The sequence below is a fragment of the Microbacterium meiriae genome (genome assembly GCF_032364335.1).
Classification (GTDB): domain Bacteria; phylum Actinomycetota; class Actinomycetes; order Actinomycetales; family Microbacteriaceae; genus Microbacterium; species Microbacterium meiriae.
On record NZ_CP133984.1, the window covers coordinates 2,552,739 to 2,566,076 of the forward strand.

Annotated in this window: 18 protein-coding genes; 7 read left to right on the forward strand and 11 right to left on the reverse strand. The window is 70.4% G+C overall.

Annotation, left to right across the window (positions count from 1 at the left end; translation table 11 throughout):
- Positions 1-2: 2 nt before the first annotated feature.
- Genes RI211_RS12280 through RI211_RS12295 form a run of 4 tightly spaced genes read right to left on the reverse strand, consistent with a single transcriptional unit; the run spans position 3 to position 2,608 of the window.
- Positions 3-947, reverse strand: a complete 945-nt coding sequence (locus RI211_RS12280; RefSeq protein ID WP_315637906.1) for a DUF1214 domain-containing protein — start codon at positions 945-947, stop codon at positions 3-5.
- Between the two features lie 33 nt (positions 948-980).
- Entirely contained in the window at positions 981-1,367 is a 387-nt protein-coding gene (locus tag RI211_RS12285; RefSeq protein ID WP_315637905.1) for a PLDc N-terminal domain-containing protein, read from the reverse strand.
- A gap of 39 nt (positions 1,368-1,406) precedes the next feature.
- The gene (locus RI211_RS12290) at positions 1,407-2,336 is read right to left on the reverse strand and encodes an aldo/keto reductase (protein WP_315637904.1); all 930 of its coding nucleotides are present in this window, start codon (positions 2,334-2,336) and stop codon (positions 1,407-1,409) included.
- A 53-nt stretch (positions 2,337-2,389) separates the two neighbouring features.
- Positions 2,390-2,608, reverse strand: coding sequence for a helix-turn-helix domain-containing protein (locus RI211_RS12295; protein ID WP_315637903.1), 219 nt, complete (start codon positions 2,606-2,608; stop codon positions 2,390-2,392).
- Positions 2,609-2,702: 94 nt separating this feature from the next.
- On the opposite strand from RI211_RS12295, the gene RI211_RS12300 reads away from it, so the two are divergent.
- The 3 genes from RI211_RS12300 to RI211_RS12310 are packed head-to-tail and all read left to right on the forward strand — an operon-like array spanning position 2,703 to position 4,132.
- Complete coding sequence (locus RI211_RS12300) at positions 2,703-3,074, forward strand: helix-turn-helix domain-containing protein (RefSeq protein ID WP_315637902.1); 372 nt, start codon at positions 2,703-2,705, stop codon at positions 3,072-3,074.
- Positions 3,075-3,098: 24 nt separating this feature from the next.
- Positions 3,099-3,491, forward strand: coding sequence for an ImmA/IrrE family metallo-endopeptidase (locus RI211_RS12305; RefSeq protein WP_259951447.1), 393 nt, complete (start codon positions 3,099-3,101; stop codon positions 3,489-3,491).
- 38 nt (positions 3,492-3,529) lie between these two features.
- Positions 3,530-4,132: a GNAT family N-acetyltransferase gene (locus RI211_RS12310; protein WP_187662039.1), complete on the forward strand. Its 603-nt coding sequence runs from the start codon at positions 3,530-3,532 to the stop codon at positions 4,130-4,132.
- A gap of 24 nt (positions 4,133-4,156) precedes the next feature.
- Here RI211_RS12310 and RI211_RS12315 read toward each other — a convergent pair whose 3' ends face one another.
- Complete coding sequence (locus RI211_RS12315; RefSeq protein WP_025105563.1) at positions 4,157-4,363, reverse strand: hypothetical protein; 207 nt, start codon at positions 4,361-4,363, stop codon at positions 4,157-4,159.
- A gap of 88 nt (positions 4,364-4,451) precedes the next feature.
- On the opposite strand from RI211_RS12315, the gene RI211_RS12320 reads away from it, so the two are divergent.
- Positions 4,452-5,063 carry a flavodoxin family protein gene (locus RI211_RS12320; protein WP_259951445.1) on the forward strand — a complete coding sequence of 204 codons (612 nt, stop codon included), beginning with the start codon at positions 4,452-4,454 and terminating at the stop codon, positions 5,061-5,063.
- A 9-nt stretch (positions 5,064-5,072) separates the two neighbouring features.
- Here the strand turns inward: RI211_RS12320 and RI211_RS12325 are convergent, their stop codons facing one another.
- The 4 genes from RI211_RS12325 to galU form a co-directional block, all read right to left on the reverse strand.
- Positions 5,073-5,384, reverse strand: a complete 312-nt coding sequence (locus RI211_RS12325) for a DUF7882 family protein (RefSeq protein ID WP_187662041.1) — start codon at positions 5,382-5,384, stop codon at positions 5,073-5,075.
- A gap of 94 nt (positions 5,385-5,478) precedes the next feature.
- Complete coding sequence (locus RI211_RS12330) at positions 5,479-6,333, reverse strand: hypothetical protein (RefSeq protein ID WP_187662042.1); 855 nt, start codon at positions 6,331-6,333, stop codon at positions 5,479-5,481.
- Positions 6,334-6,414: 81 nt separating this feature from the next.
- Positions 6,415-7,026, reverse strand: coding sequence for a GNAT family N-acetyltransferase (locus RI211_RS12335; protein ID WP_187664199.1), 612 nt, complete (start codon positions 7,024-7,026; stop codon positions 6,415-6,417).
- 45 nt (positions 7,027-7,071) lie between these two features.
- Complete coding sequence (galU, locus tag RI211_RS12340) at positions 7,072-7,959, reverse strand: UTP--glucose-1-phosphate uridylyltransferase GalU (RefSeq protein WP_187662043.1); 888 nt, start codon at positions 7,957-7,959, stop codon at positions 7,072-7,074.
- 40 nt (positions 7,960-7,999) lie between these two features.
- Here galU and RI211_RS12345 point away from each other — a divergent pair, with 40 nt between their 5' ends.
- Genes RI211_RS12345 through mscL form a run of 3 tightly spaced genes read left to right on the forward strand, consistent with a single transcriptional unit; the run spans position 8,000 to position 9,340 of the window.
- The gene (locus tag RI211_RS12345) at positions 8,000-8,596 is read left to right on the forward strand and encodes a 5-formyltetrahydrofolate cyclo-ligase (protein WP_187662044.1); all 597 of its coding nucleotides are present in this window, start codon (positions 8,000-8,002) and stop codon (positions 8,594-8,596) included.
- A gap of 15 nt (positions 8,597-8,611) precedes the next feature.
- On the forward strand, positions 8,612-8,884 hold the full coding sequence (locus RI211_RS12350; protein ID WP_025105556.1) for an FmdB family zinc ribbon protein: 273 nt from the start codon (positions 8,612-8,614) through the stop codon (positions 8,882-8,884).
- A gap of 24 nt (positions 8,885-8,908) precedes the next feature.
- Complete coding sequence (gene mscL, locus RI211_RS12355) at positions 8,909-9,340, forward strand: large conductance mechanosensitive channel protein MscL (protein ID WP_315637901.1); 432 nt, start codon at positions 8,909-8,911, stop codon at positions 9,338-9,340.
- Positions 9,341-9,411: 71 nt separating this feature from the next.
- Here the strand turns inward: mscL and RI211_RS12360 are convergent, their stop codons facing one another.
- Positions 9,412-9,609 (reverse strand): hypothetical protein, encoded by a 198-nt coding sequence (locus RI211_RS12360; RefSeq protein ID WP_315637900.1) that lies wholly within the window; start codon positions 9,607-9,609, stop codon positions 9,412-9,414.
- On the reverse strand, positions 9,602-13,282 hold the full coding sequence (locus RI211_RS12365; RefSeq protein ID WP_315637899.1) for an AAA family ATPase: 3,681 nt from the start codon (positions 13,280-13,282) through the stop codon (positions 9,602-9,604). The genes RI211_RS12360 and RI211_RS12365 overlap by 8 nt, the downstream gene beginning before the upstream one ends.
- Between the last annotated feature and the right edge of the window lie 56 nt (positions 13,283-13,338).

A 13,338-nucleotide genomic window follows, 5' to 3' on the forward strand; every position in this document is an offset into this window, starting at 1 on the left:
CGTCAAGCCGATTCCTGAAGCGTCGGGAACGTCCAGCTGCCGTCGAGCACCTCGGGACGGGGGCGATAGAGCCGGACCAGGTAGTTCCAGCCCTCCGTGATCGGCAGAACGTTCGGCAGGCCTTCCGGGTGGTCGCCGAAGCGGACGGTGAGCGTGCCGTCGTCGTTGCGGACGCCGGTGATGTCGTTGATCGTGTAGGCGTCGCGATCGTTCGGCTCGAAGAAGCCGTCCGCGTTGTACACGGAGATCGACCAGAAGCCGTCGACGGGAACGTCGCCGACCGTGAGCTCGTACCGCCCCACCGGCAGACGCGGGTCGACGCCGATGTAGCTCGCCTCGGACGAGGGAAGCCCTCCCCAGCCCGCCGCCGTGCCGATGAGGTGCCGCACCGGGTCGACCTCGTCCTCGCTGCCGAACATGCGGTCGAAGCCCCGGAGGTTCCGGGCCAACGCGAGCAGCGCCTGGCGGGTCTCGTCGAGGCTGGCGGAGTCGTAGTCCGGCATCGTGAAGGGCGTGGCCGCCCCGCTGCGCAGGGCGATGCGGTCCTGGAGAGCGGTCACCGCCGCCACATCCGTCGGGTCGGTGGGGTCGACGAGGATGCGCACGGCGAGCACGACATACGGCGTCCCGAACTGCGCCGTCGTGAGGGTGTGCTCGCCCGCCTCGTGGAAGATCGCATCCACGTAGTGATGCTCGTTGACGACCATCGCCGAGAGGTAGCGGTCGCCGTGCTCCGGGATCGTGAAGGCGGCTCCCTCGCTGATGTCCAGGACGGCGAAGCTGTAGAGCGTGTCCCGGTTCAGCCGGATCACGGTCTGCCGGTCGATCGCGGCGGGAGCCCTGTTGTGCAGGAACCGATCCACACCCCCGGCCTCCTTCTGGAGGTCGCGCATCATGCGGTGGGTCTCGGCGAGGGCGAAGTTGTCGACGTTCACGAGGATGCTCATGACGGCATCCTGACAGCCCGGAGCGGTCGATCGCTAGGACTGCGGGAGGGCGTCGTCTCCGCGTTCGCGACGGCGCTTCTCGATCTCCTCGCGCAGCCGCCACTCCTCGATCTCGCGGTCGAGGTCCGCGATCTGCTGCTCGGTCGAACGGGTGTCCACCGACGGCGCAGGCCGTGCGACGGTGGCCGTCGGGGCGGACGGACGCTCGGCTCGCCGCATCCGCGGGAGGGGGACGCCGGCGTCCCCGTACTCGCGGCCGATCGCGAACCACAGCGCACTGCCGATCAACGGCAGGAGGATCACGATGATGATCCAGACCATCTTCGGCAGGTACTTCACCTGCGAGTCGTCGCGCGTGATGATGTCGATCAGTGCACCGATCATCAACGCGATGACCAGGAGCGAGAACAGGAACGGCATGGGTTCAGGGTAGACGACGCGCGGGCCGGAGCGGAGGGATCACGGCAGCAGGTGTCCCGCGGCGCGGAAGAGCTCGTACCACTCGGCCCGGGTGAGCACGACATCCGCCCCGGCCGCGGCCTCCTGGACCCGGTGCGGTGTCGTCGTCCCGAGGACCACCTGCATCCCGGCGGGGTGACGGGTGATCCAGGCGGTGGCGATCGCCGTCGGCGTCACTCCGTGGACCCCCGCCAGGCGCTCGATCACGGCGTTGAGCTCGGGGTAGTCCGGGTGCCCGAGGAAGACGCCGCCACCGAAGCCGCTCTGGTACGGCGACCACGCCTGCACGGTGATGCCGTGGATCCGGCAGTAGTCGACGATGCCACCGCCGTCCCGTCCGATGCTCTGGTCGTGGCCCGCCATGTTCGCGGCCACGGGCTGCGCGATGATCGGCGCGTGCGTGAGGGACAGCTGCAGCTGGTTCGCGACCAGGGGCTGCCCCACCGCGGTCTTCAGCAGCTCGATCTGCGAGGGCGTGTGGTTGGACACCCCGAACGCCCGCACCTTGCCCGAGGACTCGAGATGATCGAAGGCGCGCGCCACCTCGTCCGGCTCGACCAGGGCGTCCGGCCGGTGCAGCAGGAGCACGTCGATGCGGTCCGTGCGGAGGGCCGCGAGCGAGCCCTCGACCTGCGCGACGATGTGGTCGTAGGAGAAGTCGAACATGCCCTGCGCCGGCACGATGCCGCACTTGGTCTGCAGCACGACCTCGTCCCGCTCCGCGGCGCTGAGCTGGAGGGCATCGGCGAATCGCGCTTCGCAGCGGTGCATCTGCCCGCCGTAGATGTCCGCGTGGTCGAAGAAGTCGATGCCCGCGCCGCGGGCGGTCGCGTACAGGTCGCGGATCTGCTCGTCGTCGAGGCTGTCGATGCGCATCATCCCGGCGATCAGGGCCGGAGCGGTCGTCGATCCGAAGGAAACGGTCTTCATGCGCCCACGCTACTTCATCGCATCGCCCGGTCCGAGGCGCGAGCGGGCATCGTCTACGGCGCGCAGGGAAGCAGCCGCGTGACGGGGACGCCGAGGACCGTCGCGATCCCCGCCAGATCCTCCATCGTGAAGTCCGCACGCTCGTCGAGGAGGTCGGCCAGCGCGGCCGTCGCGATTCCGGCCCGCTCCGAGAGCTCGATGAACGACACTCCGGCGTGCAGGCGCGCAGCCTCCACCGCCGATGCCACCAGATGACGCAGTTCTGTCCCCATGCGCCTACGGTACCGCCACGCACGGACACTCGTCGGGTCACGAGAGACCAATATGACGGCATCCTGCTCTCGGCCCGCTGCTAAGGTGAGCCGGATGAAGACACCAGCCGAGGATTTCAACGAGGCGGTCGGCCGTCAGATGCGGGCGGAGATCGCGGCGGCACGAAGCAGCATCGCCGCCATGGCACGCGACGTGGGCATCGCCCGGAGCGCGCTGGACAACTACGTGACCGGCAAGCGCGCGATCCCGGTGCCCGTCGTCTACGCGGTGTGCGCCACGCTGGGAGTCGAGCCGCACATCCTCGTCGCCCGGGCCGAGGAGCGTCTGGCCGCCGACGGCACGTCGGCGATCGTCACTCCCCTCCGGCGCCGCACCGATGTCGCCACCCCACGCGATAATGCCCGCGAGGTCGCCTTCGAATCCGGATCCACCGGCGAGACGGACACCGACGACCTCTACGAGTAGACGACACCGACCGGACGGAGGCCCATGCAGCAGCTCCTCCGTCTGGCCGACGACCTCGGGCTCCGCGTGGTCGAGCGCCCCGGGCCCACACCCGGCGGCTTCCAACCCGCCACCCGGACGATCCGGCTCGCTCCGGGGATGAGCAGGCGCACCGCCCGCAGCGTGCTCGCCCACGAACTCGGTCACGCCCACCTCGGCCACGTGCCCACACGGCACCCCGCCTTTCGCGCTCGGCAGGAGCGGCAGGCCGACGAGTGGGCCGCGCGACGCCTGATCACGCCGGCGGCCTACGCGGCGGCGGAGCAGCTGCGCGGCACACATCTGGCCAGCCTCGCCTTCGAGCTGGACGTGACGATCGAGATCGTCCTCGCGTTCCAGCGCGTGCTGAGCCGGGAGCACCTGGCCGTCCCCGCCTGAGGGCCGGGCGCAGCGCCCGACGCTGGTTGAATGACCTCATGGCCTTCCACGTCGCCCCCGCCCCCGTCACTCTCACCGGTGAGCTCGTCGAGCTCCGCCCTCTCGACCGGTCGCACGTCGACGGGCTCGTCGAAGCGGTCACCGAGGGCGACCTGTGGAAGACGGCCTGGTACACCTCTGTTCCTGCACCCGATGGAGTCGCCGCCGAGGTCGACCGGCGCCTGGGCCTCGTCGCCACCGGCGAGATGGTGCCGTTCACGGCCTTCGACGCCGCCGGTCGCGTGCTGGGGCTCACCTCGTACTACGACATCGTCGCCGACGTCCCCCGGCTGCACATCGGATACACCTGGAACCGCCCGTCCGCCCACGGCACGGGTACCAACGCGGAATCGAAGCTACTGCTCCTCCGCCACGCCTTCGAGACGCTCGGGGTCTTCCGGGTCGGGCTGACGACCCAGTGGGTGAACTTCCAGTCGCGCGCCGCGATCGAGCGACTGGGCGCGAAGCAGGACGGCGTGATGCGGGCCATGAGCCGCTACCGCAACGGCGCGCTCCGGGACAGCGTGGAGTACTCCATCATCGAGCCGGAGTGGCCGGCGGTGCGGGCGAACCTCGAAGCGAGGCTCGCCCGGCGACGGTGAGCGCGGGGCGCAGCCCCGCGGCGATCACTCGGTCGGGCTGCCGGTCCAGTTCTTGGAGCGACGCGTGGCGGAACCGCGCTGACGCATCGCGAACCCGAGGGCCAGCGAGACGAGCAGGATGCCGCCGACGAAGGTGAGCGCGGCGAGCGTGTCCGGCATCTCGTGCGCGATCCCCAGCAGCCAGAAGCCTCCGAGGAACATGATCATGAAGAAGAGGAAGCTGAGGATCACGGGATCTCCTGTCGTCGGTGCTCTACCAGGATAGCCCGGACCCGGAAAGGCCCTGTGCCGCCGCCGGGATCTCTGGTGGGGTCGGAGCATGAACACTCCACTCACCGCCGTCGCGATCTCCTGCACGCTCAAGCCCTCCCCCGCGTCGTCGAGCTCGGATCTGCTCGCGCGTCAGCTCCTCGATGCCCTCGCCGAGCACGGCGTGACGGGCGACCTCGTCCGAGCGGTCGATGTCGACATCCGACCCGGCGTCGAGAAGGACATGGGTGACGGCGACCAGTGGCCGACCCTGCGACAGCGCGTCCTCGACGCCGACATCCTCGTGTTCGTCACGCCCACGTGGATGGGACAGCACTCGAGCGTCGCCCAGCGCGTGCTGGAGCGCCTCGACGCCGAGCTCAGCGAGACGGACGAGCAGGGCCGCCCGATCCTGTTCGACAAGGTCGCCATCGCCGGCGTGCTCGGGAACGAGGACGGCGCTCACCACATCTCCGCGATCCTCTTCCAGGCGCTGAACGACATCGGGTACACGATCCCCGCGCAGACCTCGGTCTACTGGAACGGCGAGGCCATGCAGACCGTGGACTATAAGGACCTCGACGAGACTCCGGAGGCCGTGAGCTCCGCGATCACGACGGCAGCCCGGAACGCGGCGCACCTCGCGCAGCAGCTCGCCACACAGGCGTACCCCGCCGAGTAGCGGAGGCGCTCAGTCGGCCGGGCCGTCGATGACCTCGTCCACGAGGCTGATGCCCCCCGACGAGCTCGCCTCGACCATGAGGGCCTGGACCCACTTCACGTTCAGCTCCGGCGTCTCCGGCTCGCCGAAGGTGAAGCGCAGCGGGATCGACGGATGCAGCCAGATCGTCGAGCGCCCCGGCACATCCCCGTCGGGGTGCTTCCAGGACAGCGTGAAGCTCTCGTTCCGACGGAGTTTGGTCGCGATCGCGACCTTCAGATGGGCCAGGGCGCGGTCCTCGATCTGGATCTCGCTGCCGGAGCCGTACTGCATGGTTCCCATCCCACGACTTTACGGCCCCGAGCGGCGCTGACGCGAGGAGCGACACTCTCCCGCATCCGGTATCAGCGGTGGAGACCCGCGCTCACCGCAGCCGTCAACCGGCGGCCCGGCGCTGCAGAAGCCGGCGCACGTGCTCCTCGATCTCGGCGTCGTCGACGAATCCCATACGTGCGTACGGCGATTCCGTCGATGCCGCCGGGAGGGTGACCGGCGCCGGCGGCGCCATCTCCTCGGCACGGGCACGGAGCGCGGCCACTCGGGCGGCCTTGCGGCGCTCCTCCTGCGCATCGATCTCGGCGCGAGCCGCCTGTGCGCGGGATCCTGTGACCGACACCATCGGCTCCGGAAGCGGACGCGGAGTCCAGGTGGCGGGGCCCTGGTCGTGCAGGACCGGGGCCTCTCTCCTCTCGACGGTCTCGACCGCCGCGGCCTGCGGCCGACGGGCGGCGCGCACCGCGACCGACGCCATCCGCTGCAGGACCATGGTCGCCACGAGCGCCGTGGCTCCACCGCTCCAGAGGAGCACGGCGCCCCCGGTGGCGAGGAGCTGCCAGATGCCGAGACCGACGGCGACGAGTCCGAGCACGAGCGCGCCGGTCGCCGCCAGACGCACGCGGCGGCGGGCGCGGGCCTGACGGATCACGGGATCGGCGCGGGTCGCAGCGAGCTCCTGGCGGAGCGCTTCGAGCTCTGCGGCCTCCCGCTCGGCCTGCAACCGCTTCGCGAGCTTCTGCTGCGCGACGACGGTGCGGGCGTTGAGTTCCATGTGCACCTCGCCGGGAGTCTCACTCGTCTCGGCGAGGATCCGCAGCGCCTGATTCAGCCGCACGGCGTTGCGCTCAGCGGCGTTGTACTGGAAGCGGCCACGCCAGGAGGGCAGGAGATACAGCATCCACAGGAGCACGGCGACGAGCACGATCACTCCCCCACTCAGCACCGGCCCGTCCATAGGTCAACGGTAACGGCGGCGGACCGGCCGCGCCGTGCAGTCGGGGCGCGTGTCGCGGCGAGTCCTCCCGCGACGGGGGCGTCAAAGGGTGAGACGGTCCGCCGGCGGGATCGTCGCCGCCTGCGGCGGCACCTGTCCGTGGATCCACCGGGCGAGGACACCCTGCGGAACCTCCTCCTGCGTGAGGGCGAAGGCGTAGTGATCACGCCAGTCCCCGTCGATGTGGATGTACCGGCGGCGCAGCCCCTCGTATCGGAAGCCGAGCTTCTGCACGACCCGCAGACTCGCGGCGTTCTCGGGGCGGATGCAGATCTCCATCCGATGCAGCCCGTACTCCGTGAAACAGGCGTCCGTGGCGAGCGCGACCGCGGTCGGGGTGATCCCCCGACCCGCGAACCGCTCACTCACCCAGTAGCCGATCGTCGCCGAGCACAGCGAGCCCCGGGCGACGCCCCAGACGTTCAGCTGTCCGGCGACCTCGCCGTCGTACTCCATCACGAACGGGTAGCCGCCGCCGTCCCGATACTGCTGGAGCAGGCGACGGATGCTGACCCGCATGTCGAAGGAGACCGCTCCGTGCGGGATGGTCGCCTCCCACGGCTGCAGCCACGCGCGATTGGCGAGCAGCTCCTGCTGCAGAGGCCGCGCGTCCTTCGTCCGGATGAGACGCAGCTCGACCGGTCCGTGCCGCATCCCCGTCGACAGCTCCACGCCGCACCTCCGACGACCGCGAGGCGCCTAGAGGCGCTCCGCGAAGTCCTTGAGCCAGGGGCGGAGCTCGGAGCCCAGGTCGTCACGGTCGGCCGCGAGCTGCACGATCGCCTTGATGTAGTCCACGCGGTCACCGGTGTCGTAGCGGCGGCCTCCGAAGACGACGCCGACCACGCCGGGTCCGCCGTCCGCCGTCGCCAGCTCCTGGAGCGCATCGGTGAGCTGGATCTCGCCGCCCTTTCCGGGTTCGGTGCGCTCGAGGATCTCGAAGACCGACGCCGGGAGCACGTAGCGACCGATGATCGCGAGGTTGGAGGGTGCGTCCTCCTTGGCAGGCTTCTCGACGAGGCCCGTGACACGAACGGCGTCGGAGCCCTCGATCGCCTCGACGGCGGCGGCGCCGTACATGTGGATGTTGTCCGGGTCCACCTCCATGAGGGCGATGACGGCGGCACCCGTGCGCTCGTGCTCCGCGATCATCTCCGTGAGCAGCGGGTCGCGCTCGTCGATGAGGTCGTCACCGAGCAGCACCGCGAACGAGCTGTCGCCGACGTGCGTCCGAGCGCGGAGCACGGCGTGGCCGAGACCCTTGGGCTCGCCCTGGCGGACGAAGTGGATGTCGGCGAGGTCGCTCGACTTCATCACGCGCTCCAGGCGACCGGTGTCGCCCTTCTCCATGAGCTTCACCTCGAGCTCCGGCACGGAGTCGAAGTGGTTGGAGATGGCGTTCTTGTTGCGCCCGATGATCACGAGGATGTCCTCGATCCCGGCGTTCGCCGCCTCCTCGACGACGTACTGGATCGCCGGCTTGTCGACGACGGGGAGCATCTCCTTCGGCATCGCCTTCGTCGCGGGCAGGAATCGTGTCCCCAGCCCGGCAGCGGGAATGACAGCCTTGATCTTCTCGTGAGCCATTCCCACAGCCTACCCGTGGGTGCCGCCCTAGACTCGGACCATGGCTAACGACGTCGAGCACGCCAAGCGAGCCCTCCGCGCGGAGCTGCGCGAGCGGCGTCAGCTCCTGTCCGATCCGCAGCGCGAGGCCGCTGCCGAGGCGATCGGCGAACGCCTCGACGCCCTCGTCGACGAGCTCGGGGCCCGCTCCGTCTCCTGCTTCCTCTCCACCACCACGGAGCCGGGCACCAGGGAGTTCGTGACTCGCGCGGTCCGCCGCGGGATCCGGGTCCTCCTCCCGGTCACCCGCTCCGACGGACTGCTGGACTGGGCCGTCGCCGACGACACCGAGGAGATCGCGGAGGGCCTGTACGGGCTGCCGGAGCCCACCGGCGAGGTGCTCGGTCCGATCGCGGTGAACGATGTCGACCTGATGATCGTCCCCGCCGCCGCCGTCGACCGCTCGGGGATGCGGATGGGCTGGGGCCGCGGCTACTTCGACAAGACCATCGGCTCCATGGAGAAATGCCCTCCGGTGTACGCGGTGATCTATGATTCCGAGGTACTCGACGAACTGCCGCGTGAGGTGCACGACCAGCCGGTCGACGGCATCGTGACCCCGTCGCAGACGCTGCATCTGTCGCCCCGGCGACGCTGACCCGCAAGGACCGCCATGCCCACCTACGCCTATGCCTGCACCGCGTGCGGGCACCAGTTCGACGCCGTCCAGAGCTTCTCCGACGACGCGCTCACGGTCTGCCCCGAATGCGGCGGCGCCCTGCGCAAGCAGTACGGCTCGATCGGCGTGACCTTCAACGGCTCCGGCTTCTATCGCACGGACTCGCGCGCCAAATCCGGGGGTTCGAAGGATGCTTCGGCATCATCGAAGTCGGATTCGACGACGAGCGCCAAACCGGCTGCTGCGTCGACTCCCGCCTCGAACTGAGGCCCAGTCGACTTGGGGGTTTCCATGCTCAAAGGATTCAAGGACTTCCTGCTCCGCGGGAACGTCATCGACCTGGCCGTCGCGGTCGTCATCGGCACCGCTTTCACGGCCGTCGTGACGGCCGTGGTGAACAGCGTCATCAACCCGCTCATCGCGCTCTTCCTCAAGGCCGATGCCGCCGGCAAGTTCGGCATCCAGATCACGAACATCTACGGCGAAGAGGTCACCTTCCCGATCGGCGACCTCATCTCGGCGATCATCAGCTTCCTCGCCGTCGCGGTCGTGGTCTACTTCGTCTTCGTCCTGCCGATGAACACGTTCAAGGCCCACGTCGAGGCCCGCAAGGGCACGCCAGCCGAGGAGCCGGAGGAGGAGCCGGCCGCCGCGACCGAGGCGGAGCTGCTCGTCGAGATCCGCGATCTGCTCAAGACCCAGCAGGGCCCGCGCGGCGTCTGACCGCACCGCCCTCACGACCCACGGCTCTCCTCGGAGGGCCGTGGGTCTTCCTCTTTCCGGTCGCGGACGCGTCAGTAGTGCGGGGGCACGTCGCGGAGGAGCTGGTCGTCGTTGGGGCCCTTCCGGTCGCCGGGCGCCGACCGCTGCGGCGCGCCGCCCTCCGGGACCTCCGGTGCCGGATCGCTGCCCTCGACCGGCGTCAGCCGCGCCCGCCGGGAGCCCGGCACCCGGACGACCCGCTGCCGCGGCTCGTCCCGGCCCTCAGTCATTCCGGTGATCGCCGAGATCGAGAGGCTGCGTGTCGTTCTCCGCGCGCGGGGCCGTCTCGGAGATGCCGAGCACCGTCGCGATCCGGGACGCCACGGTGCGCGGGTCGCTGTAGAGGTCGAACGCGTGCACGCGGACGTAGTGCCAGCCGAGGCGACGGAGCACATGAGGGCGCAGCCGCAGCGTCTCGCGCAGGGATTCTCCCCGGGACTCCGGATCGGACTCGATCACGACCGCCTTGCCGTTGTGCTGCGCCACGAGCGGCAGGAGTCCCCGATAGTCGACGTCGACGGAAGCCCCGAGACGCCGGAGCTCCCTGGCCAGTGCGAGGGTGAGCGGGTCGGCCAGGTCCTCCAGTCGCGCGTCGCGGGCACGGGCCGCGAGACCGCCGAGGATCGACATGAGCGTGGCCGCGCCGTGCTCGAGGCGCCCGTCGTCGAAGGCCGAGGGGCGGATGGACGAGACGATGACCATCGAGCGCCGTGCGCGGGTCATCCCGACGGTCAGCAGTCGCTCGCCGTCGGGCGTCGACAGGTCGCCGAAGTCGCTGAGGACACGGCCGTGCTTCGTGAGCCCGAAGCCGAGGGAGAAGATGACGCGGTCGCGGCTCTCCGCGACGGACTCCTCGAGCGTCAGCACCGCGAACGGCTCCGCGGTGTCGCGGGCGACGAAGTCGGCGACGTCGGAGCGTCCCGCGAAGGCGGCGGTCACGGCGGCGCGCACGCGCTCGGCATGGCGAGTGCTGGCGGTGACGACCATGAGCGATTCGGTCGGGCGATGCACCGCATGCTCGACGACGAGGGTGACGACGCGGGCGACCTCGGCGTCCGGGCTCTCGACGGCGCCCGAGACGGGGTCGGGCGCGCCGGTACCGCCTTCGACGTAGTCGACGGTGAGGCTGCCGCGCCCCAGGTACGAACCGGCCCACGGGAGGGAGACGATCTCGCCGCCGTAGAACGCGTCGTTGATGAGCTCCGCGAGATCCTCGCCGCCGGCCCGGTAGCTGCGGGTCAGGGTCATCACCGGGAACAGCTCGGACAGGCGCTCGAAGACCGAGACGTCATCGAACGGAACCTCCTCCTCCCACTCCTCGGCGGGGTCGACCGCGATGCGGAAGGGAGAGGGACGCTGCGTGACCGGATCGCCGAACGCCACGACCTGACGGGCGCGGCGGATGGCCGGCGCCGCCTCGGCGAGGTTGATGGCCGCGGCGTCGACGAGGAGCACGGTGTCGAACTCCACCGCATCCGGGATCTCCGGCACCAGATAGGGCGACGAGATCCAGACCGGAGCCAGCACGTCGACGAGGGTCGGCGCGGCGCTGACGACCTCCGCGGCCGTCGTCGCGGACTGGGTCAGGGCGCGGCGGAGGTTCTGCGACTGCTCGGGCTCGTCGACGATGGCGATGCGCCACTGGTTCGCGAGCTGCCACGCGAGCAGCGGCCCTGCCATGGCCGCATGGGCCTCGTCCACCAGCCGGAAATCGCGCTCGAGGCGGTCGACCACGGCGGTGTTCGCGCCGAGCAGCGCCCGGTTGTCCTGCAGTGCGCGCTCCAGGAGGGACTGCCACCAGGCGTACTCGAGCTCCTCCCCCACCCGCGCCTCGGAGACGTGCCGCACCGAGAGCTCGGTCAGCAGCGGCTCCAGGCCGAGGAGGGCGAGCTTGTCGCGCAGCTGGGCACGCTCGACGAGGTTCTCGAAGACGTCCGACTTCGCGGCGAGGCCGGCGAGCATGCGCACGAGCCGTGCGACCGGCAGGGACGAGAGGGGCTCGCGGCGGCCGAGGGCGGCATCGAGCTCCGCCAACTCCGCTTCGACCCGCTGCCATGCGGTGGACACATCGGCCAGACCGAGCGGGATCTCCGGAGCGACGCCCGCCTCCACGTACCGCTGCCACTGGGTGCGCTGGGTCTGGATGCGCAGCAGCGCCTCGTGCATCTCCGTCACGTGCACGCCCGGGCGGACGTATTCCTTGGCCAGGCGACGAAGTCGACGACGATTGGCCCCCGACATCCCTGGCGCGTCCCGTCGCGAACCGTGGGCCTGGATGAGCTCCCCGAGCGGCCGCTCGAACACGGTGGGGCTGAAGCGGTCGAGCGTGTCGCGGATGCCCTCCAGCAGACCGAGGTACTCGCCGAGTTCGTCGATCGTCGAGAAGGGCCGCATGTGCGTCTGCGCGATCAGCTCGTACCCGCGCTCGAGCAGGGCGGGCACGCTGTCGGCGTGCAGGCGTCCGGCGAGCTCGTGCGCGGCGCGGGCCGCCTCGGTGCTGCCGAAGGTGACGCCGTACCAGGGCGAGTCGTTCGGCCCGACGCGGAACTCTCCGAGGCGCGCGGCCTGCGCCAGAGCCGCGGCCGCATCCGTGCGGTCCCGCGCCAGCCTGCGCAGCGCATCCACGCTCAACCGCGCTGTCGTCGACGGGGGGACGGGAAGCGAGGCGAGGCGGGTCAGGTGTCGGGTCGCGTCCAGCACGGAGGCGTCGAGACCGGGGACGGGGACGGTCAGCGCGTCGCGGTAGTCGCGCAGCACCGTGCGCAGCCGCACCAGCGCGTCGTCGACCTCGCTGACCTTCGGAGCCGTCGCCTTCTCGTTGCGTCCGATCGCGCGGACGAGATCGCGGCGCAGGCTCCCCGGCGACACCGCGAGGCTGTCCAGCCCGATACCGGCGAGGCGATGACGAACACCGTCGAGCGTGGACCGCCGGGCCGAGACGACGAGGACCTTCTTCCCGGCGCGGACCAGCTCCCCGAGCGCGTTGATGACGGTCTGCGTCCCTCCGGTGCCCGGAAGGGTCGCCACGGTGAGGGAGTGCCCGGCGGCGATGCGGGCCAGCACGGCCTCCTGCTCCGCATCCGCATCGAGCAGCAGGTTGTCCGAGGCGGGCGCACGGTCGTCGGGCCCGACGTGGTGCGGAACGGCGCGGGGTGCCGTGACCTGCTCACGATCGCCGACGTGGCCGCCGAGCGCGTTGAGGACGGGATGATCGAGGCTGCCGCCGTCCTGGGCCATGGCGCCGGCGACGTCGGCGAAGGTGGAGACCACGAGTCGCGGTTCGACGGAGAACGTCTCGATGGATCGGGTCAGCGCGCGCAGGCTGTCGATCACGGGCTGGGGCTTGAAGATGCCGCCGTCGTACGCGAGTGCGGCGAGCGCCGACGCATCGAGGGTCAGTCCGAAGTGCTCGCGGGCGACCCGCACGAGCTCCGGGTTCACCTCGAACGCCCCCTGCAGCTTGAGCTCGAAATCGGTGTGATGGCGGCGGATCGCGAGCGGCCGCAGCAGGACGGGGGCGGCGAAGGTCGCCCCGCCGATGAGCCACCGTGCGACGCCGACGGCGAGGTGGACCGCTTCGATGCCGCGGACGGTGCGCAGCTCGGTGTTCTTGGCCGTGATGCGCTCGGCGGCGAGCCGCGCGGTGCGCAGACCCACCTCATCGCGGAAGAGGTTGGACAGGAGCGTCGACTTGCCGGTGATGAACTGCGGGAGGCTGCCGGGGTGCGCCTTGGAGATGTCGATGCCCGACTCCGGGCCGTCGCGGAAGCTGCTCAACGGCGAGGGTCCACCCAGATCAGCCGCCTCCGCCCGCAGCCGCGTGCGCTCCGCCTCCGCGGCGTGCGCGATGCCGACGCCGGTGGACGAGTCGCGCAGGTCGCCGAGGGACACAGCGTTGTCCACCGCCGTGTTGTTCGCAGACCTGCTTTCCCGTCGCCACACACTGACACCCTAGGCGC

What these genes read in the sequence shown, in the direction of transcription:
- RI211_RS12320 (WP_259951445.1), top strand. Translation starts at nt 4,452, where the DNA reads ATGAACACTCCACTCACCGCCGTCGCGATCTCCTGCACGCTCAAGCCC.
- mscL (WP_315637901.1), top strand. Translation starts at nt 8,909, where the DNA reads ATGCTCAAAGGATTCAAGGACTTCCTGCTCCGCGGGAACGTCATCGAC.
- RI211_RS12290 (WP_315637904.1), bottom strand. Translation starts at nt 2,336, where the DNA reads ATGAAGACCGTTTCCTTCGGATCGACGACCGCTCCGGCCCTGATCGCC.
- RI211_RS12345 (WP_187662044.1), top strand. Translation starts at nt 8,000, where the DNA reads ATGGCTAACGACGTCGAGCACGCCAAGCGAGCCCTCCGCGCGGAGCTG.
- RI211_RS12330 (WP_187662042.1), bottom strand. Translation starts at nt 6,333, where the DNA reads ATGGACGGGCCGGTGCTGAGTGGGGGAGTGATCGTGCTCGTCGCCGTG.
- galU (WP_187662043.1), bottom strand. Translation starts at nt 7,959, where the DNA reads ATGGCTCACGAGAAGATCAAGGCTGTCATTCCCGCTGCCGGGCTGGGG.
- RI211_RS12350 (WP_025105556.1), top strand. Translation starts at nt 8,612, where the DNA reads ATGCCCACCTACGCCTATGCCTGCACCGCGTGCGGGCACCAGTTCGAC.
- RI211_RS12360 (WP_315637900.1), bottom strand. Translation starts at nt 9,609, where the DNA reads ATGACTGAGGGCCGGGACGAGCCGCGGCAGCGGGTCGTCCGGGTGCCG.
- RI211_RS12285 (WP_315637905.1), bottom strand. Translation starts at nt 1,367, where the DNA reads ATGCCGTTCCTGTTCTCGCTCCTGGTCATCGCGTTGATGATCGGTGCA.
- RI211_RS12335 (WP_187664199.1), bottom strand. Translation starts at nt 7,026, where the DNA reads ATGCGGCACGGACCGGTCGAGCTGCGTCTCATCCGGACGAAGGACGCG.
- RI211_RS12300 (WP_315637902.1), top strand. Translation starts at nt 2,703, where the DNA reads ATGAAGACACCAGCCGAGGATTTCAACGAGGCGGTCGGCCGTCAGATG.
- RI211_RS12280 (WP_315637906.1), bottom strand. Translation starts at nt 947, where the DNA reads ATGAGCATCCTCGTGAACGTCGACAACTTCGCCCTCGCCGAGACCCAC.
- RI211_RS12305 (WP_259951447.1), top strand. Translation starts at nt 3,099, where the DNA reads ATGCAGCAGCTCCTCCGTCTGGCCGACGACCTCGGGCTCCGCGTGGTC.
- RI211_RS12325 (WP_187662041.1), bottom strand. Translation starts at nt 5,384, where the DNA reads ATGGGAACCATGCAGTACGGCTCCGGCAGCGAGATCCAGATCGAGGAC.
- RI211_RS12310 (WP_187662039.1), top strand. Translation starts at nt 3,530, where the DNA reads ATGGCCTTCCACGTCGCCCCCGCCCCCGTCACTCTCACCGGTGAGCTC.
- RI211_RS12295 (WP_315637903.1), bottom strand. Translation starts at nt 2,608, where the DNA reads ATGGGGACAGAACTGCGTCATCTGGTGGCATCGGCGGTGGAGGCTGCG.